Genomic DNA, 18,030 nt, shown 5'->3' on the forward strand with positions numbered 1-18,030 from the left:
AAACGACGGTGGCCCCCTTGGAAACCAAGGGGGCCACCGTCTGTGTGTACGCCGCCAGGGACTCGAACCCCGGACCCGCTGATTAAGAGTCAGCTGCTCTAACCAACTGAGCTAGCGGCGCCCGTCGCCGTTTCCGGCCGACGCCAGAAATACTACCCCCTCCGGGAGGGTGCTGAAGACCACCGCCCGGCGGGGCCCGGCCCGCCACGAGCCCCGGCCGGCCGTGCGCCTCGTACCGCCAGTAGCTCACTGAGGTCCGGCCCGGTCAGCAGGCGGTAGCCGGCGCCCGGGCCGCTGCGACGGCCTCCCCCGGACGCGTCGTATGGCGTCCACCACACCGGCTCCGGGCAGCGGAAGCCGGTACGGCGCAGGGCAGCGCGGTCGATCTTGAGGGTGGCGGTGAGCGCACTTCCGGCTGCGGCCGGCCTTCCCTGCGACGACGGCCTCGGGACCGGACGGCTCGCCGGGCTCGTCAGATGGGGAGGGTCAGTCCGGGCTCCCTGCGCCGGAGCGAGCCCGCCATCAGCAGCGCCGCGCCGGCCAGCGCCCAGACGGCCAGCACCAGCAGCGGGGTGCCGAGCGCGTTGCCGGAGAAGTAGACGATGTTGCGTACGGCACTCGTTCCGGCACCGGTCGGGATCCAGTCGCCGATGGCGCGCCAGAACGACGGGATCAGATGCTTCTGGAAGGCGCCGCCCGCGCTCGGGTTGCCGAGCACGACGAAGATCAGCACAGCGACCCCGATCCCGACGACGCCCAGGAAAGCCTCCAGCGCCAGCGTGCACGCCGCGGTACCGAAGACCAGCAGCGCACCCACCCACCACAGCGCCACGAAGTGCCCCGGCAGCGCGTGCAGCACCGGGTCGACGATGATCGCCCCGCCGAGCCCGGAGAGGATCGCGTACGCCGCAGCGCCCGCCAGCCGCAGCGCACCGAGCTCCGGCCGTGCCGGTCGCGTACCGGCCAGCACGCCCATCAGCGAGGCCAGCAGATAGCCGCCGACGAGCCAGCCGACGATGAGATAGAACGCGGTCAGGCTCTCGTAGTCCTGCTGCCCCGACGGCGCGATGTCGACCACCTTCAGCTGCCGGTGCTGCTCGCCGGCCACCCGCTCGCCGACGTTGCGCAGCGCCTGGGCCTGTGAGCCGCCCGCGGCGGAGGCGACCAGCAGGGTGTCGCGGCTGCCGCGCGCGTTCAGCAGATAGCCGCCCTCGGCCTTCCGTTGCCGGATGCGTTCGCGCGCCGTCTGCTCGTCCTCGACCACGGTGACGGCCAGCGGGTCGCCCGGCAGCCGGTCGAGCCGTTCGGCGGCCTGCCGGGGTGCGACGACGGCGACGGGGATGCCCTGCGGATCGGGGTTGTGGAAGGAGCCGATGTAGGAGAGCAGGAAGCCCAGTTGGACGAGGAGCACGCCGAGGACGAGCGCGAGCGTGCCGGGAGTGAGCGCGCCGCGGGCACCGGCGCCCGGGGTGGCATTGTGCATGGACGGCATGAAGGCGTTCCCTTATCGGTGCCCTTGTTGGTAAGAATCTCCATCCATACCGCATGGCCCGGTTCCTCCCCCGCCGTTGGGGTTCCGGGCGCGCCGTGCTGCGTCATCGCGTGGCGCGGCGCGGTGCCATCGGCGAGACTCTCACCATGCCCGCAACCCTGACGCGGCCGGCCCTGAGCCGCGCCCTCCTCGCACGTCAACTCCTCGTCGAACGCGCCAAGATGCCGGTACGAGACGCGGTCGAGCACCTGGTCGGCATTCAGGCCCAGGCGCCGAAACCGCCGTACTTCGCGCTGTGGAGCAGGCTGGCGGACTTCGACCCGCTGGAGCTCTCGCTGCTGCTGGAGGGCCGCGAACTGGTCCGGCTCAGCGTCATGCGCGGCACCGTGCATCTGGTCAGTGACCGCGACGCGCTCCAGTTGCGCGCCCTCACCCAGCCGCTGCACGAGAACTGGGTGCGCACCTCCCTCGCCAAGCAGCTCGGCGGCGAGGACCCCTGGCACGTGGCCGAGGTGGCCCGTGAACTGCTCGCCGCGCAGCCACTGACCGGCACCGAGCTCGGCGTCCGCCTCCAGGAGCGGTGGCCGCAGCTGGAGGCCCGTCCGCTGGCGATGACGGCGCGCTATCTGCTGGCGCTGGTGCAACTGCCGCCGCGCGGACTGTGGGGGCGCTCCGGGCAGCCGGTGGTGGACACGGTCGAGCGGTGGCTGGGACGGCCCCTGGCGACCGAGCCTTCCGTGGAGGCGATGGTGCTGCGCTACCTCGGCGCCTTCGGCCCGGCGTCCGTACGGGACGCACAGACCTGGTCGGGGCTGACCCGGCTCGGCGAGGTGCTGGAACGGCTCCGGCCGCAGCTGCGGGTCTTCCAGGACGAGGCCGGCCGCGAGCTGTTCGACCTGCCCGACGCGCCCCGGCCCGACCCCGAACTCCCGCTACCGGTCCGCTTCCTGGCCGAGTACGACAACATCATCCTTTCGCACGCGGACCGCTCCCGCCTGCTGGACGAGTCCGTCCGCCGCGCCCTGGCGACCAAGAACGGCCAGGTGCCCGGCACCTTCCTGGTGGACGGCCGGGTGCGCGGCACCTGGAAGGCGGACACCAGCCGCAGGACGGCCACCCTCACCCTCACCCCCTTCGGGCGGCTGGACGACGAGGCGGAGCGGGCGCTGGCCGAGGAGGGCGAGCGGCTGCTGGCGTTCGCGACCGACGGCCGCCCGGGGCCGCACCCGGTCACCTTCACAGCGCCCCGCCCGGAGGGTCCCGCGCAGGCGCCCGCGTAGGCTGACGGCCGAAGGGCGGGATTCCGCAGCCCGAAGGGGAATCACCCAGCCCGAAGGGCGGGATGACGCAGCCCGGTGACAAAGCCCGGGTGAAGGAGGCCACAGGGTGCGCAGCCGGGGAAGACTCGGGGAGATCCAGGAGCGGATCAAAAGGCTGATCATCGACGAACGGCTGCCGCCCGGCGCCCCGATGCCCACGGAGACGGAGCTGATGGAGCGGCTGGAGGTGAGCCGCAACTCCGTACGCGAGGCGCTCAAGGCGCTGCAGGCGATGGGCATCGTGGAGATCCGGCACGGCTTCGGCACGTACGTGGGCGCGATGTCCATGGCCCCCATGACCGAGGGGCTCTCCTTCCGTACCGTCGCCGGGCACTACCGCGGCGAGGACAGCCTGCTGCAACTGCTGGAGCTGCGCGAGGCGGTGGAGACGGGGCTGATGGCGCGGCTGGTCGCCGGGCCGGAGCAACTGGCCGAACTGGAGCGGCTGGTCGGCCGGATGCGCCGGGAGGCGGACGCGGGTCAGGTACGGGCCGAGACCGACCGAGCCTTCCATTCGGCGCTCTACGCCGGGCTGGGCAACTCACTGCTGAGCGAGGTGCTGGACGCCTTCTGGGACGCGTTCCACCGGGTGCGCACGGATCTGGCCGAACTGCACCCGGACCCGCGGGTGACCTGGCAGCAGCATGCCGCGATCCTCGACGCCGTCCGGGACGGTGACATGCGGGGCGCGGAGGAGGCCGTCCGTGCCCATTTCGGCAACATCCGTGAACGGCTCCGGTCGACCGCGCCGGACGCCACCACACGGCAGCCACGGTTTGATGACTCCTCGATCACATCTGCCGCTTCCATAACACCCCAAGGGCGTTAAACCGCCCCACTCGCTCTTGCGTTCATGTGCCAAGTTGTAGAACCTGACGTGCGGTCGGTCGAACAGTGCTGCGGGGGCAGGGGCACGACCGAAGTACGCCGCGCCCAAAGCGGGGGCCCGGACGCGGATTCGGCACGAGAGCACGCCACAGATGTGCGTGCGGGGGGACAGAAGCATGACCACGCCGCGCAGGGGCGGCCCGCAGTCGCAGGGTTACGACGACCAGGACCCGACGCAGACGACGCAGTTGCGCATACCAGGGCCGCCCATATCGGGCGGACAGCAGCCCTCGCAGCGTTTACTCGCCGGCCACCGCTCCCGCTCCCGCAGACCGTCCCAGCACCCCTGGGAGCGCGCCGCGCCCCGCTACGACTACGAGCACTACAGTCGGCTTGCGGGCCCGCTCACCCGGCCCGATCCCGGCAAGCCCTACCGGGTGCGGTACCGCAGTCTGCTGGCCGACGAGCCGCACCGGTTCCGCGCGGGCTTCCTGCTGTGTCTGGCCCCTCTGCTGTCGGCCGGGCTGCTGGTCTGGCTGATGCAGCCCGACCACTGGACACGCCGCGACGCGGGCGAGGTCTCCGACCTCGTGCTCAAGCTGGACGTCGTCATGCTCGTCTCGATCGGGTTGATCGAGTTGTTCCGCACGCTCAATGTGCTCTCCAACGCGCACGCCACCCTGGTGGCCCGTGACCCGATACCCGTGGTGCCCGAGGCCGGCACCCGCGTCGCCTTCCTCACCTCGTTCGTGCCCGGCAAGGAACCGATCGAGATGGTCACCAAGACCCTTGAGGCGGCCGTACGGGTACGGCACCGCGGCACCATGCACGTATGGCTGCTCGACGAGGGCGACGACCCCGAGGTCAAGGAGGTCTGCCGGCGGCTGGGAGTGCACCACTTCTCCCGTAAGGGGGTCGCCGGGTGGAACACGGCCAAGGGCGCCTTCCGTGCCAAGACCAAGCACGGCAACTACAACGCCTGGCTGGACGCGCACGGTGACGACTACGACTTCTTCGCCGGCGTCGACACCGACCACGTGCCGCTGGCGAACTACCTGGAGCGGATGCTCGGTTACTTCCGCGACCCGGACGTCGGCTTCGTCATCGGCCCGCAGGTCTACGGCAACTACGACAACTTCGTCACCAAGGCGGCCGAGAGCCAGCAGTTCCTCTTCCACGCCCTCATCCAGCGCGCCGGTAACCGCTACGACGCGCCGATGTTCGTCGGCACCAGCAACGCGGTCCGTATCACGGCGCTGAAGGCCATCGGCGGCCTCTACGACTCCATCACGGAGGACATGGCCACCGGCTTCGAGATGCACCGCCACCGCAACCCGGTCACCGGCAACAAGTGGCGCTCCGTCTACACGCCCGACGTGCTCGCCGTCGGCGAGGGCCCCAACGCCTGGACGGACTTCTTCACCCAGCAGTTGCGCTGGTCCCGCGGCACGTACGAGACGATCCTCAAGCAGTACTGGCGCGGCCTGGGCAGCATGCCGGTCGGCAAGCTGTTCAACTACACGCTGCTGATGCTCTTCTACCCGGCCTCGGCGCTCAACTGGATCCTGGCCGCACTGTCCTGTGCGCTCTTCCTGGGCATGGGCGCGTCCGGCGTGCAGATCGACCCCACCATCTGGATGGCGCTGTACGGCAACGCCACCGCGCTCCAGATCGGGCTGTACATCTGGAACCGGCGGCACAACGTCTCCCCGCACGAGCCGGAGGGCTCCGGCGGGCTGGCCGGGATGCTGATGTCCGCGCTGTCGGCGCCGATCTACGCGCGCTCCCTCTTCGACACGGTGCTGCGGCGCAAGAGCAAGTTCGTCGTCACCCCCAAGGGCGACTCGGCCAGCCCGGACACGCTGTTCGGCACGTTCCGGGTGCACCTGTTCTTCATCGCGGTCTTCGGGGGCTCGCTCGTCGGCTCCCTCTTCCTGGGCCACGACCACCCGGCGATGCTCACCTGGGCCGCGCTCGCGCTGCTGATCACGGCGGCGCCGATCGTCGGGTGGCGGTCCACCGTGCGGGCGGAGAAGCGGCGCCGTATGCGCAGGGGACGCCGGAGGAGGTCCGTGTCCGCATCCGCGCCTTCGCCCTCGCCCCCTGAGCCCTCGCCCTCGCCCGCACCTTCGTACGACCAGCAGATGCACCACACCGCGCTTGGGGGACACGAACGATGACGACTCGACGGAGCCGCCGCCGCGCAGCCGGGGCCAGGAAGCGGCGGGCCCGGCGCATAGCCATCGGTACGGCAGTCGTTGTGCTCATCGCCGGGTTCAACGGTCCGGCGCTGTACGGCTTCGCGTCGGCGAAGTACCACGACTACGCGATCAACCAGCCCGAGTACAAGGCGGAGAAGGGCCACTGGCAGATCGTCGGGATCCCCGAGAAGTACCGGATCAACACGATCCACGCGGCGCTGCTGCACACCGGCAAGGTGCTGCTGGTGGCGGGCTCGGGCAACGACGCGACGAACTTCAAGGCCAAGAGCTTCCGCACCGTGCTGTGGGACCCGGCGCAGAACACCTTCAAGAACATCCCCACCCCCAACGACCTGTTCTGCTCGGGGCACAACCAGCTCCCCGACGGCAAACTGCTGGTCGCGGGCGGCACCCAGCGCTACGAGACGCTGAAGGGCGATGTGAAGAAGGCCGGCGGGCTGATGTTCCTCTACAACGAGAACCCGGACCGCGGGAAGACGATCGAGAAGGGCACCCGCTTCACCGGCCGGAAGAGCGGCAAGACGTTCGTCGCGCAGCACAACGTCCTCCTCCCCCGTGCGAAGAAGGTGAAGAACCCGAGGACCGGCAAGGTCGAGGTGGTCCACAGCGTCAGCCGGGTCTACGCCGAGGCCGCCAAGAAGGGCCGGAAGCACCAGACAGGCACCGAGGACAAGTACACGGTCAGCGGCCTGAAGGGCGCGTGGAAGCGGAACGTCTACGGCGTCGCCCAGAAGATGTCCTTCGACAAGAAGGACTTCCAGGGCATCAAGGACGCCTACGAGTTCGACCCGGTGGCCGAGCGCTACATCACCGTGGACCCGATGAAGGAGGCCCGCTGGTACCCCACCCAGCTCACCCTCCAGGACGGCAGGGTGCTGACCGTCTCCGGGCTCGACGACATCGGCCAGGTCGTCCCCGGCAAGAACGAGATCTACAACCCGAGGACCAAGAAGTGGCACTACATGCCGAGGACCCGCTTCTTCCCCACCTACCCCGGGCTGCATCTGATCGGTGAGAACCGGGTCTTCTACAGCGGCACCACCGCCGGCTACGGCCCCGCCGACAAGGGCCGCGTCCCCGGCATCTGGAACCTGCGGACGAACAGGTTCTCCAAGATCCCCGGCATGAGCGACCCGGACGTCCTGGAGACGGCAATGTCCGTACCGCTGCCGCCCACCCAGTCCCGGAAGTTCATCGTCGAGGGCGGCGGCGGGGTCGGCGAGTCCGACAAGACGACGGACAAGACCCGCATCGTGGACCTCAAGTCCGACACTCCGCGCTTCCACGACGGCCCCAGGCTGTACGACAAGGTCCGCTACCCCAGCAGCGTGATCCTGCCGGACGACACCGTGCTGACGACCAACGGCTCCGGCCGGTACCGCGGCAAGAGCGACAGCAACGTGCTGAAGGCCGGGATCTACCACCCGAAAAGCAACACGTTCAAGGAGGCCGCCGCCCCGCTCGTCGGCCGCAACTACCACTCCGGCGGACTGCTGCTGCCCGACGGCCGGGTGATGACCTTTGGCTCGGACTCGCTGTACGCGGACAAGGCCGACACCAAGCCGGGGGAGTTCGACCAGCGCATCGAGATCTACACGCCGCCGTATCTGCATCAGGGCAAGCGGCAGCCGGAGCTGCGGAAGGCGGGCGGCAGCCCCCGGACGCTTGCGCCCGGCGCGCGTATCTCCTTCAAGAGCAAGGACGCCGCCTCACTGAAGAAGCTCCGGCTGGTGCGGCCCGGCTCCTTCACACACGTCACCAACGTGGAGCAGTCGTCGGTGGCGCTGAAGATGAAGAAGTCCCGGGACGGCACGGTGAGTACGACCATCCCGGACGATCCGTCCTTGGTGACGCCCGGGTGGTGGATGGTCTTCGGCGTGGACGGGAACGGGGTCCCGTCGAAGGCCCAGTGGGTGAAGGTTAGCGTTGACCCCGGCGCGGCCCACGCCCCGGTGACCGCGGGCGACCCGAAGTAGTACCCGGCATGGGGTGCTGCGCCCCGAAGGGGCGCGGGGAACTGCGCGAGCAACCACAACTCACCCGCAGCCTGCAAGCTACAGCCAGGGGCAGCCCCTGCCCAGAACAGGCGGGTGCCCTAACCCTTGGCGTTGCGGGCCAGTTCCAGCGCGTAGGACGGCCACCAAGTGCCCGGCGCGGGGCCACCTCGGCACTGGCCGTCCGACTCGCCCGGGCGCTTGATCCACAGGTAGGCGTCCACCGCCTTGTGCCCCGTCCTGGTGGTGGGCGCCTCGCCCAGCGCCCGCCCGGGCGGATTGCACCAGCTCTCCTTCCCGCCGCCGCGCAGCGGCCCCTTGCCGTTCCGGCTGGTGTCGACGACGAACGGCTTGTCGTCGACCATCGAGGACAGCCGCTTGCCGTAGGCGACGTTCGAAGCGGTGGTCTGGAAGTTGGAGACGTTCAGCGCGAACCCGTCGGCCTTACCGATCCCCGCGCGGTTGAGCGGTTCCACCAGTCCGCCGGGGTCGCGGACCCAGTCCGGGTTCCCGGCGTCCAGATAGACCTTCGTCCTGGGGAGCCGCTTGAGCCGGGTGACGGCGTCGTGGAGGAGCCCATAGCGCTCCTCGCGCAGCTGCGGCGCGGCGCAGTCGCCGGACACCGTGTGGGCCAGGGCGTCCGGCTCCACGATCACCGTGGCCGTCCGCTTCCCGATGCCCTCCGCGACGCCGTCCAGCCAACTGCGGTACGCCGCCCCGTCCTTCGCGCCGCCCTTGCTGTACTGCCCGCAGTCCCGGTGCGGCACGTTGTAGAGGACGAGCAGCGCACCGCGGTCCGCGGCGGCTGCGGCCTTGGTGACCCGGGCGGTGTGACCGCGGGGGTCCGCGGCGTCGATCCACTCGGCCACCGGCTGCCGGGCGATCTTCTTCAGCTGCGCGGCCCGCGCGGACTTGCCGTCCTTCGCGGCGGCGCCGGCCTGCCGCGCGGCGCTGCCCTCGGGGTTCACCCAGTACGGGGCGACGGACTTGGGGCGCTGTCGCACCGTCGGGTCCGCCTGGGCGCCGTCGTCCGAACCGCCGTCCGACGACGAGCAGCCGACCAGCAGCAGGGCCCCCGCCAGTGCACTTCCCGCGACGGCCCGCGCGCGGGCACCCAACGTGTGCGCCGTACGCGAGCATCGGGCGCCGTTTCTGGCGCTGCCGTACATCCACTCCCCCTCGGGTGTACTCCGGCCGCCGACCGGACCGCGACCGGCTGTCTGCCGGACCGCTGACGGGCCATGACGTCGCCCCATCGTGTCACAGGGCCCCCGCCGCGCGGCCGGGTTCCGCACCCGGTGTGACGGAGCCCTTATTGACAGTGCCATGGCAGGCTGGGAGTCTCCCGGACGGCACACTTCCATATTGAGGCGACAGAGTTCAGGAACCCGGTGCAACTCCGGGACGGTCCCGCCACTGTGTCCGCAGCCGCCCCCGACGGCTGCGGGAGTCAGGAACTGACCTGTCGCTTCTCCACCGATGGGGCGTGGAAACCCCAGGAGGAGGCATGCGGATGTCCCCGCACACCGTCGGCACGACCGTCGCACCCGAGAGCGCCGCCGCACACCCGGCGACCGTCAGGACCCGCGACTGGCTCATCGTCGCCGCCGCCGCGATCGTCGCACTGATCGCGCTGTACGCCGTCTTCGTCGACAACGGCAACCTCGTCTCCGCCACCGGCTCCTATCTGCACGAGTTCTCGCACGACGGCCGTCATCTGTTCGGCGCCCCCTGCCACTGACCGATCGGGGGTCGCTCGTCATGTCCGTATCAGCACAGCCAACTCCCTACCCCCTGCTGCCCCTTCTCGGCCGCGGCCTCGCGGCCGGCGGGGTCGCGGGGCTGGTCTCGGGACTGTTCTCGCTGCTGCTCGCCGAGCCCGTGATGGACCGGGCCATCCGGCTCGAGGAGAAACGCTCGGCGGCGGAAGCCGCCGCACACACGCACGCGGGCCACTCGGGGCACAGCCATGCCGCCGAGGCCGAGGAGCTCTTCAGCCGGGGCACCCAGCACTTCGGGCTGGTGGTCACCGCCGTGGTGGCGGGGCTCGCGATCGGGGTGTTCTTCACCCTGGCCTACGCCTTGGTGCACCGCTCGGCGGCCCGGAACGACGGCCGCGGCTGGCAGCGCGCCATGGGCCTGGCCGGTGCGGGGTTCCTCGCGCTGTCCCTGCTTCCGGCGCTGCGCTACCCGGCCAACCCGCCGGGTGTCGGTGACGGCGGCACCGTCGCCGAACGGCAGGGCCTGTGGGTGGCCGCGCTGGTCATCGGCGTACTGGGAATGGTGCTGGCACACCAGGTGCACCAACGGCTCGGACAGGCCGGGCACGGGCTTCCAGTGCGCCAGTTGGGGGCCGCGGCGGCCGTCGTCGCCACCCTGGCGGCGCTCTTCCTGCTGCCGGACAACCCGGACCAGGTCCCGGTGCCCGCCACCCTGTTGTGGGACTTCCGGGTGCTCTCACTGGGCGGGCACCTGGTCCTGTGGGCCGTGCTCGGCGCGGTGTTCGCGGCCCCGGCACTGCGGCGGCAGCCGTCCGCAGAGCGGGAGGGCCAGCCCGAGCCGGCGTCCGCTTCGGCGGTCTCCTGAGTCACATCTTCCGAGCCGGCAGCGGACCGAGTGTTCGGGCGGGAGCCGCGCCGCCGCCCCCGCCCGAGCACTCCACTCGCCCTCAGACCCGGTCGACGAGGTCCGCGATCGAGTCGACGACGCTGGAGGGGCGGTACGGGTAGCGCTCGACCTCGTCGGGCCTGGTCAGCCCGGTCAGCACCAGAAAGGTCTCAAGACCCGCCTCCATACCGGCCCGGACGTCGGTGTCCATCCGATCACCGATCATGGCGCTGGTCTCGGAGTGGGCGCCGATCGCGTTGAGCCCGGCGCGCATCATCAGCGGGTTGGGCTTGCCGACGAAGTAGGGGTGCTGCCCTGTGGCCTTGGTGATGAGGGCGGCGACCGAGCCGGTTGCGGGCAGCGCGCCCTCGGCCGAGGGGCCGGTCTCGTCAGGGTTGGTGGCGATGAAGCGGGCGCCGTCGTTGATGAGGCGGATGGCGCGGGTCAGCGCCTCGAAGCTGTAGGTGCGGGTCTCGCCGAGGACGACGTAGTCGGGGTCGGCGTCCGAGAGGACGTATCCGATGTCGTGCAGGGCCGTCGTCAGCCCGGCCTCCCCTATGACGTAGGCGGTGCCGCCGGGGCGCTGGTCGTCCAGGAACTGCGCGGTGGCCAGCGCGGAGGTCCAGATGTTCTCCGTCGGCACGTTCAGTCCGATACGGGAGAGCCGGGCGTGCAGGTCCCGAGGGGTGTACATGGAGTTGTTGGTGAGCACCAGGAACGGCCGCCCCGACTCCTTGAGCCGCTTGATGAACGAGTCGGCGCCGGGGACGGGGATCCCCTCGTGCATCAGCACACCGTCCATGTCGGTGAGCCAGGACTCGATGGGCTTGCGCTCTGCCACGGATGGACTCCTGCCAGGTCGTGGTGGTCCGGCCGGCGGGGACGTGCCCGCATGGAGCGAGGCACGGAACCGGCCGCCGCGCTCAGCGTAACGGCAGCGGCCGGTGCTGGTCAGCCGGGACGTATGCCGTCGAGTGCGTCGGGTGCCCGGACGCGACGGTCCGACTCGTTACCGCTGCGTAGTGCTCCGGCGGAGGCAGCCGATGACTGCTCGGTACCGGTGGCCGTGCGCGGTACCGGAGGCGGGTGGGTGCTCCCACCCGCGGGCTTTGCAAGGGTGGGGGCATGAACCGCATGGACTCCACCGTCACGCCGCTCCGCGTCGGGCTGCTCGGCTTCGGCCTGGCCGGATCGGTCTTTCACGCCCCGCTGATCGCCACCACACCGGGGCTCGCCCTGGACACCGTCGTCACCTCCGACCCGGAGCGCCAGAAGCGCGCCCGGGAGGCCGGCGGCCCAGGCGGTGAGGTGCGGACGGTCGCGTCGGCGGACGAACTGTTCGCGGACGCGGACAGTTTCGACCTGGTAGTGGTCGCCACCCCGAACCGCACCCATGTACCGCTCGCCCACCGCGCACTGGACGCGGGGCTGCCGGTGGTGGTGGACAAGCCGCTGGCCGCGACCGCCGCCGAGGCCCGGGAACTGGCGGCGAAGGCCGAGTCACGCGGGCTGCTGCTGGCGCCGTTCCAGAACCGCCGCTGGGACAACGACTTCCTCACCCTGCGCTCACTGCTGGGCCAGGACGCGCTGGGCGAGGTGTTCCGCTTCGAGTCGCGGTTCGAGCGCTGGCGGCCCCGGCTCAAGGGCGGCTGGCGGGAGTCGGGCGACCCGGAGGAGGTGGGCGGACTCCTCTACGACCTGGGCAGCCATCTGGTGGACCAGGCGCTGACCCTGTTCGGTCCGGCCGCCTCCGTCTATGCGGAGTCCGACGTACGGCGTGCGGGGGCCGAGGCCGACGACGACAGTTTCATCGCCATCACCCACGAGAACGGTGTCCGCTCCCATCTGTGGATGAGCGCCACCGCGGCCCGGCTCGGCCCCCGTTTCCGGGTGCTGGGCAGCAGGGCGGCCTATGTGAAGTACGGCCTCGATCCGCAGGAGAACGCCCTCCGCGCGGGTGCGCGCCCCGCCGAGGGGGTTCCCTGGGGCATGGAGCCCCAGGACGCCTGGGGCGTCCTCGGTGCCGAGGACGCCCCCGACGAGCTCCGTACGGTGCCCACGCTGGACGGTGACTACCCCGCGTTCTACGACGCGGTCGCCGCCGCGCTGCGCGACGGCACGCCCCCGCCGGTCACCGCCCACGAAGCGGCGGCCAGCCTCCAGGTGTTGGAGGCGGCCCGCTCGTTCGCGCGGGGCGCGTAACGCTGCGCTGTGCTTGGGCATCGCCCTCCTGCGCTGTGACACCTGCGGCTGTGCTGTGCTTGGGAGGTCTGCGCGAAGGCGCAGGGCTGGCAAGCGCAGCCAGGCGCAGCCCGCGCAGCACAGCAAGGCGCAGCACGCGCAACCCGCGCAGCCCCCGCGAAACAACAGCACAGGGCAGCCCGCGCAGCGGGGGGCGGAGGCGCAGGCAAAGCGTCAGGCGGACTTCATGAGTTGGCGTTGGCGGCCGAGCCCCGCGATTTCGAGCTCCACGACGTCGCCGTCACGCAGATACGGCTTGGGCTCGGGCATGCCCATGGCGACGCCGGCGGGGGTGCCGGTGGACACCACGTCCCCCGGATACAGCGTCATGAAGTGGCTGAGGTAGCACACCACTTCGGCGACGGGGAAGATCTGATCGGCGGTGGTGCCGTCCTGCCGCAACTCGCCGTTGACCCACAGCCGCAGGGCGAGCGCCTGCGGGTCGGGCACCTCGTCGGCCGTCACCAGCCAGGGGCCCAGCGGGTTGAAGGTCTCGCAGTTCTTGCCCTTGTCCCACTGGCCGCCGCGCTCGATCTGGAAGGCCCGCTCGGAGACGTCGTTGGCGACCGTGTACCCGGCGACATGGGCCAGCGCCTCTTCGGGGGAGTCCAGATAGCGGGCGGTGCGGCCGATGACGACGGCCAGTTCGACCTCCCAGTCGGTCTTCTGGCTGCCACGCGGGATCAGCACCGTGTCGTTGGGGCCGACGACGGTGTCGGGCGCCTTCATGAAGACGATGGGCTCCTCGGGCACCGCGGCCCCGGTCTCCCGGGCGTGATCGTGGAAGTTCAGCCCGATGCACACGATCTTGCCGATCCGGGCCAGTGGCGGCCCGGTCCGCAGCCCCTCGGGCTCGCCGTCCGCCGCCATCTCCGGCAGCCTCGCGGCGGCGGCCGCCTCCCGTACCCGGCCGAGCGCGGTGCTATCGGCGAGCAGGTCAGGGTCGATGTCCGGGACGATCCCCGACAGATCGCGCAGGGTTCCGTCCTCGTCCAGCAGCGCGGGGCGCTCGGCTCCCGCGGGTCCGACGCGGAGCAGTTTCACGTGACTCTCCCTCCCAGGCGAATCAGCTGATCCTCCAAGAGGGCGTTCAGAACCACAAGAGAGCGTTCACGTACTGGACCGTAGCTTTCGTGCCACGGAACCGCGGTGGGACTCACACTCCGAACAGCCGGGCCACCGTGTAGATCGCCAGCCCGGCCAGCGAGCCGACCACCGTGCCGTTGATCCGGATGAACTGGAGGTCCCGGCCGATATGAGCCTCGATCTTCTTCGAGGTGTGCCCGGCGTCCCAGCCGGCGACCGTCTCCGAGATCAGCGAGGTGATCTCCTCCCGGTAGGTGGTCACCAGATACACCGCGGCGCCCTCGATCCAGCCGTCCACCTTGGACCGCAACCGCCCGTCGGCCGCCAGCCGGCCGCCCAGCGACAGCAGCGCGGCCCGGGCCCGGATCCGCAGTTCGCTGCGCTCGTCCTCGGCGGCGGCCACCAGCATGTCCCGTACGGCACCCCACACCGAGGCGATCAGGTCCTGCACCTCGTCGCGGGCCAGCGTCTCGTTCTTCAGCCGCTCCACCCGGGCGCGGGTGTCCGGGTCGGACTGGAGGTCGGCGGCGAAGTCGGTCAGGAAACGGTCGACGGCGCCCCGCGCGGGGTGGTCGGGCATGTCCCGCATCTCGGTGACGAAGCGCAGCAGTTCGCGGTAGACCCGCTCGCCGACCTTCCGGTCCACGAACTTCGGCGTCCAGCCCGGCGCACCCCCCGCGACCGCACCCATGACCGAGTCGCCGTGCTCACGCAGCCACTCGGCGGCCCGGGTGCACACCAGGTCGACGACCCGGCGGTGGCCGCCGTCCGTGACGATCTTCTCCAGCAGCGTGCCGAGCCCCGGCGCCACCTCCTTGGCGGTGGCCCGGCGGGTGATCGCCTCGCTGACGACGGCCTGGACGTCCGAGTCCCGCAGCACGGTGAGCGCGCCGCGCAGCGCGGTGGACAGCTCGGCCGTCACCCGGTCGGCGTGATCGGGCTGAGCCAGCCAGGCTCCGAGCCTGCTGCTGATGCCGACGGCACGCAGCCGGTCGCGTACGACGCCGGCGGAGAGGAAGTTCTCCCCGACGAAGTCCCCGAGGCTCTGCCCGAGTTGGTCCTTCTTGGTCGGGATGATCGCAGTGTGCGGGATCGGCAGCCCCATCGGATGCCGGAAGAGCGCCGTGACCGCGAACCAGTCGGCCAGCGCGCCCACCATCCCGGCCTCGGCGGCAGCCGCGACGTAACCGGTCCAGGGACCCGCACCCGCGTGCTCCGCCCACTTGGTCAGCGCGAAGACGGTGGCCATCAGCAACAGCGCGCCGGTGGCGATCGTCTTCATCCGCCGCACCCCGCGCCGGCGTTCCTCGTCCGCGGGAGTGAAGCCGCCGACACCACCCGGCCCGCGCGGCGCCGAGCCCCCGGAGGCACCGGAGGCACCCCCCGCGCCGCCCGCCCCACCCGCGCCGCCCGCAGCACCGGACGCATCCGCGGTACCCGCTGCGCCCTCGGCGCCCCCGGCACCCGAGTGGCCCAATGACCCGCCCCCGGTTCCGGTGAGTTGCCGGGATGCGGCACGGGCGCGTGTGATCGCTCTCACGTGGGCATCCTCACGTGCGGGCCGCTCGCCCTCGGTAGTCCGTTCCATCCGCTCCACCCTCCCCCTGAATCGCCCCTGGCCACGCCCTGGATACCGACGGAATTCGCGGGGCCCTCGACCACCGGTGGCGCCGGACCCGCCCCCGCCCGCCGACGAGTACGGGGAGGGACATTCTCCCTCCCCGGGCATCAAGTGGAACGGACCGAGGGTCTTCCGCGTCTGTGTGAGCGGCAGCAGAGAAACAACATGAGCAAGGACCAGGTGCCGGGGGAACCACCCACCGACTGCCCGTCCGGCGTACGGCCCCCGCAAGGGCGCTGTGCCCAGATCGTGGGATCATGGCACCGCAGACCACCCGGAGCCGCGGGCTCCGTGCAGCCCGAGGAGAACCATCGCGCGTGACCAGGAACATGGGCTATGCCCTGCTCGCCGGACTGGCGGCGATCGTGGTCCTCGTCTCGACCGCGATATTCATCGGAGCGGGCAACAACGGCAACGGGCTGGACGAGGACTCGCCCCAGGCGCGTAACTCCGCGGCGCCCGCCTCCTCGGGCAACTGGGTCGGCACCTGGTCGGCGGCGCCCGCGGCGGCCGAACCGCGCACCAGGGACGGCTTCGCGAACATGTCGATAAGGAACGTCGTCCACACCTCGGTGGGCGGCACGGGCGCCCGCGTCCAGCTCTCCAACCTGTTCGGCAACCGCCCGCTGACCATCACCCACGCGAGCGTCGCCCTTGCCGCGGCCCCCAGCAATCCCACGGCCGCGGCCGGCAGCATGCGCCGCCTCACCTTCGGCAACAAGCCCTCGGTCACCATCCCGGCCGGCGGCGAGGTCACCAGCGACGCGGTACGGCTCAATGTGCCGCACGCCGCAGACCTGCTGGTCACCACCTACTCGCCCACCCCCTCCGGGCCTGTGACCTATCACCCGTACGCACGGCAGACCAGCTATGTGGCCGAGGGCGACCGTGCCGAGGACACCTCGGGCACCGCCTTCAACCAGCAGAGCCCGTACTGGCGTTACCTCTCCGCGGTGGACGTGTGGAGCTCCGAGACCCAGGGCGCGGTGGCGGTGCTGGGCGACTCGATCACCGACGGCATCACCTCCAGCCCCGGCGCCAACCGGCGCTGGACCGACTTCCTCGCCGAGCGGCTGCGCACCGAGCGGGACGCGCCCCGGCTGAGCGTCGTCAACTCGGGCATCAGCGGCAACCGCGTCCTGGTCGACGGCAGCAAGTTCTCGCCCAACAACGGGCCGAGCGGGCTGACGCGGATGAGCCGGGACGTGCTCTCCCGCACCGGGGTGAAGGTCGTCGTCGTGGAGATGGGCCTCAACGACATCATCAAACCGCCCCGGCAGCGCGATCCCAAGCGGATAGTGAACGGCCTGCGGGACATCGTGCGCCAGGCGCACACCCGGGGGCTGCGCGTCGTCGGCGCCACGCTCACCCCCTTCGGCGGGCACCGCGGCTACAACCCGCGGATGGAAGCCGTCCGACAGGCCGTCAACGCCGAGATCCGGAAGGGGAAGGTGTACGACGACGTGGTCGACTTCGACGCCGCCCTGCGGGATCCCGCGCACCCCGAGCGGCTGCGCGCGGCGTACGACTCGGGCGACCATCTGCACCCGAGCGACAACGGCTACCAGGCGATGGCGCAGGCCCTCGACCTGAAGACGCTGAAGGGCGCACGCCCCGCCAAGCTGTGAGGGGTCGGCGGTTCAGCCCGCGTACATGCGGGCGATGACGTCCTCGATGTCCGGTTCGCGGATGGACAGGTCCACCAGCGGGTACTCCGCAGCCAGCTGGGAGACCAGCGGGGCTGCGCTGGCGGAGGCCGGGAAGGCCAGCCACTGACGCGGCCCCTCCGTACGGACCGTGCGGGCGCCCGCGACGCCCTCGATGGGCGGCAGTTCCCGCTCCAGGTCGACCACGAGGGTGCGCTCGCCGCGGCCCACCTCGTGGAGGCCGGCGAGGGGGCCGTCGTACATGAGGCGGCCGTGGTCGATGACCACCACCCGCCTGCACAGCTGCTCGATGTCGCTCAGGTCGTGGGTGGTCAGCAGCACGGTGGTGCCCTGTTCGGAGTTGAGGGTCAGCAGGAATCTGCGCACCCGGGCCTTGCTGACGACGTCCAGGCCGATCGTGGGCTCGTCCAGATAGAGCACGTCCGGATCGTGCAGCAGCGCTGCGGTGATGTCGCCGCGCATCCGCTGCCCCAGCGAGAGCTGCCGTACCGGCACGTCCAGCAGATCGCCCAGCTCCAGCAGCTCCACGCAGCGCGCCAGGTTCTCCTCGAAGCGGGCCCGCGGGATGCGGTACATACGGCGGACCAGCCCGTAGGAGTCGCGCAGCGGCAGGTCCCACCACAGGGTGGTGCGCTGTCCGAAGACGACGCCGATGCGCCGCACCAGCGTGGTGCGCTCCCGCCACGGGTCCACCCCGGCGACCCGAAGCAGCCCGCCGGTGGGGGTGAGGATGCCGGTGAGCATCTTGATGGTGGTCGACTTTCCGGCGCCGTTGGGCCCGATGAACCCGGTCATCTCACCGCGGCGCAGGGCGAAGGAGATGCCGTCGACCGCGCGCACCTGGGTGGCCGTACGGCGCAGCAGGCCGCTCCTGCGGCGCACGGTGAAGGTCTTGGTCAGATCCCGTACGTCGATGAACCCGCCGTCCGCGTCACCCACGGCTTCTGCGTCCC

At 71.0% G+C, this 18,030-nt stretch carries 14 protein-coding genes, 1 tRNA gene and 1 riboswitch; of the genes, 8 read left to right on the forward strand and 7 right to left on the reverse strand.

Annotation, left to right across the window (positions count from 1 at the left end; genetic code table 11):
- Window positions 1-47: 47 nt before the first annotated feature.
- Together ACTWQF_RS15820 and ACTWQF_RS15825 are read right to left on the reverse strand one after the other, a co-directional pair.
- A tRNA-Lys gene (locus ACTWQF_RS15820) sits at window positions 48-121 on the reverse strand.
- Window positions 122-472: 351 nt separating this feature from the next.
- Window positions 473-1,492 (reverse strand): DUF3533 domain-containing protein, encoded by a 1,020-nt coding sequence (locus ACTWQF_RS15825; RefSeq protein WP_443280023.1) that lies wholly within the window; start codon window positions 1,490-1,492, stop codon window positions 473-475.
- A gap of 146 nt (window positions 1,493-1,638) precedes the next feature.
- Here ACTWQF_RS15825 and ACTWQF_RS15830 point away from each other — a divergent pair, with 146 nt between their 5' ends.
- From ACTWQF_RS15830 to ACTWQF_RS15845, 4 genes are all read left to right on the forward strand, one after another.
- Window positions 1,639-2,772, forward strand: a complete 1,134-nt coding sequence (locus tag ACTWQF_RS15830; RefSeq protein WP_443280024.1) for a winged helix DNA-binding domain-containing protein — start codon at window positions 1,639-1,641, stop codon at window positions 2,770-2,772.
- A 106-nt stretch (window positions 2,773-2,878) separates the two neighbouring features.
- The gene (locus ACTWQF_RS15835) at window positions 2,879-3,640 is read left to right on the forward strand and encodes a FadR/GntR family transcriptional regulator (RefSeq protein WP_443280025.1); all 762 of its coding nucleotides are present in this window, start codon (window positions 2,879-2,881) and stop codon (window positions 3,638-3,640) included.
- A gap of 175 nt (window positions 3,641-3,815) precedes the next feature.
- Window positions 3,816-5,819, forward strand: a complete 2,004-nt coding sequence (locus ACTWQF_RS15840) for a glycosyltransferase family 2 protein (protein WP_443280026.1) — start codon at window positions 3,816-3,818, stop codon at window positions 5,817-5,819.
- Window positions 5,816-7,837 carry a galactose oxidase-like domain-containing protein gene (locus tag ACTWQF_RS15845; protein WP_443280027.1) on the forward strand — a complete coding sequence of 674 codons (2,022 nt, stop codon included), beginning with the start codon at window positions 5,816-5,818 and terminating at the stop codon, window positions 7,835-7,837. The genes ACTWQF_RS15840 and ACTWQF_RS15845 overlap by 4 nt, the downstream gene beginning before the upstream one ends.
- Window positions 7,838-7,956: 119 nt before the next feature.
- Here the strand turns inward: ACTWQF_RS15845 and ACTWQF_RS15850 are convergent, their stop codons facing one another.
- Window positions 7,957-9,024, reverse strand: coding sequence for a glycoside hydrolase family 6 protein (locus tag ACTWQF_RS15850; protein WP_443280028.1), 1,068 nt, complete (start codon window positions 9,022-9,024; stop codon window positions 7,957-7,959).
- Between the two features lie 189 nt (window positions 9,025-9,213).
- A riboswitch (cobalamin riboswitch) is annotated at window positions 9,214-9,335 on the forward strand.
- 27 nt (window positions 9,336-9,362) lie between these two features.
- Here ACTWQF_RS15850 and ACTWQF_RS15855 point away from each other — a divergent pair.
- Window positions 9,363-9,596, forward strand: a complete 234-nt coding sequence (locus ACTWQF_RS15855; RefSeq protein WP_443246085.1) for a CbtB domain-containing protein — start codon at window positions 9,363-9,365, stop codon at window positions 9,594-9,596.
- Between the two features lie 20 nt (window positions 9,597-9,616).
- A complete protein-coding gene (locus ACTWQF_RS15860; protein ID WP_443280029.1) occupies window positions 9,617-10,441 on the forward strand; it encodes a CbtA family protein in 825 nt (274 codons plus the stop codon).
- Window positions 10,442-10,523: 82 nt separating this feature from the next.
- Here ACTWQF_RS15860 and ACTWQF_RS15865 read toward each other — a convergent pair whose 3' ends face one another.
- The gene (locus ACTWQF_RS15865) at window positions 10,524-11,303 is read right to left on the reverse strand and encodes an HAD-IIA family hydrolase (protein ID WP_209263642.1); all 780 of its coding nucleotides are present in this window, start codon (window positions 11,301-11,303) and stop codon (window positions 10,524-10,526) included.
- Window positions 11,304-11,587: 284 nt separating this feature from the next.
- On the opposite strand from ACTWQF_RS15865, the gene ACTWQF_RS15870 reads away from it, so the two are divergent.
- Window positions 11,588-12,664, forward strand: a complete 1,077-nt coding sequence (locus ACTWQF_RS15870; RefSeq protein WP_443280030.1) for a Gfo/Idh/MocA family oxidoreductase — start codon at window positions 11,588-11,590, stop codon at window positions 12,662-12,664.
- Window positions 12,665-12,877: 213 nt separating this feature from the next.
- Here the strand turns inward: ACTWQF_RS15870 and ACTWQF_RS15875 are convergent, their stop codons facing one another.
- Both ACTWQF_RS15875 and ACTWQF_RS15880 read right to left on the reverse strand, forming a co-directional pair.
- Window positions 12,878-13,747 (reverse strand): fumarylacetoacetate hydrolase family protein, encoded by an 870-nt coding sequence (locus ACTWQF_RS15875; protein WP_443280031.1) that lies wholly within the window; start codon window positions 13,745-13,747, stop codon window positions 12,878-12,880.
- A 112-nt stretch (window positions 13,748-13,859) separates the two neighbouring features.
- Window positions 13,860-15,377 carry a DUF445 domain-containing protein gene (locus ACTWQF_RS15880; protein ID WP_443280032.1) on the reverse strand — a complete coding sequence of 506 codons (1,518 nt, stop codon included), beginning with the start codon at window positions 15,375-15,377 and terminating at the stop codon, window positions 13,860-13,862.
- 362 nt (window positions 15,378-15,739) lie between these two features.
- On the opposite strand from ACTWQF_RS15880, the gene ACTWQF_RS15885 reads away from it, so the two are divergent.
- The gene (locus ACTWQF_RS15885; RefSeq protein ID WP_443280167.1) at window positions 15,740-17,038 is read left to right on the forward strand and encodes an SGNH/GDSL hydrolase family protein; all 1,299 of its coding nucleotides are present in this window, start codon (window positions 15,740-15,742) and stop codon (window positions 17,036-17,038) included.
- Between the two features lie 12 nt (window positions 17,039-17,050).
- On the opposite strand, the gene ACTWQF_RS15890 is transcribed toward ACTWQF_RS15885, so the two are convergent.
- On the reverse strand, window positions 17,051-18,016 hold the full coding sequence (locus ACTWQF_RS15890; protein WP_443280033.1) for an ABC transporter ATP-binding protein: 966 nt from the start codon (window positions 18,014-18,016) through the stop codon (window positions 17,051-17,053).
- Window positions 18,017-18,030 lie beyond the last annotated feature (14 nt).

The organism is Streptomyces sp. 8N114 (assembly GCF_052245835.1).
Taxonomy (GTDB): domain Bacteria; phylum Actinomycetota; class Actinomycetes; order Streptomycetales; family Streptomycetaceae; genus Streptomyces.

What these genes read in the sequence shown, in the direction of transcription:
- ACTWQF_RS15885 (WP_443280167.1), top strand. Translation starts at nt 15,740, where the DNA reads ATGGGCTATGCCCTGCTCGCCGGACTGGCGGCGATCGTGGTCCTCGTC.
- ACTWQF_RS15850 (WP_443280028.1), bottom strand. Translation starts at nt 9,024, where the DNA reads ATGTACGGCAGCGCCAGAAACGGCGCCCGATGCTCGCGTACGGCGCAC.
- ACTWQF_RS15880 (WP_443280032.1), bottom strand. Translation starts at nt 15,377, where the DNA reads ATGGAACGGACTACCGAGGGCGAGCGGCCCGCACGTGAGGATGCCCAC.
- ACTWQF_RS15855 (WP_443246085.1), top strand. Translation starts at nt 9,363, where the DNA reads ATGCGGATGTCCCCGCACACCGTCGGCACGACCGTCGCACCCGAGAGC.
- ACTWQF_RS15825 (WP_443280023.1), bottom strand. Translation starts at nt 1,492, where the DNA reads ATGCCGTCCATGCACAATGCCACCCCGGGCGCCGGTGCCCGCGGCGCG.
- ACTWQF_RS15860 (WP_443280029.1), top strand. Translation starts at nt 9,617, where the DNA reads ATGTCCGTATCAGCACAGCCAACTCCCTACCCCCTGCTGCCCCTTCTC.
- ACTWQF_RS15870 (WP_443280030.1), top strand. Translation starts at nt 11,588, where the DNA reads ATGAACCGCATGGACTCCACCGTCACGCCGCTCCGCGTCGGGCTGCTC.
- ACTWQF_RS15845 (WP_443280027.1), top strand. Translation starts at nt 5,816, where the DNA reads ATGACGACTCGACGGAGCCGCCGCCGCGCAGCCGGGGCCAGGAAGCGG.
- ACTWQF_RS15830 (WP_443280024.1), top strand. Translation starts at nt 1,639, where the DNA reads ATGCCCGCAACCCTGACGCGGCCGGCCCTGAGCCGCGCCCTCCTCGCA.
- ACTWQF_RS15840 (WP_443280026.1), top strand. Translation starts at nt 3,816, where the DNA reads ATGACCACGCCGCGCAGGGGCGGCCCGCAGTCGCAGGGTTACGACGAC.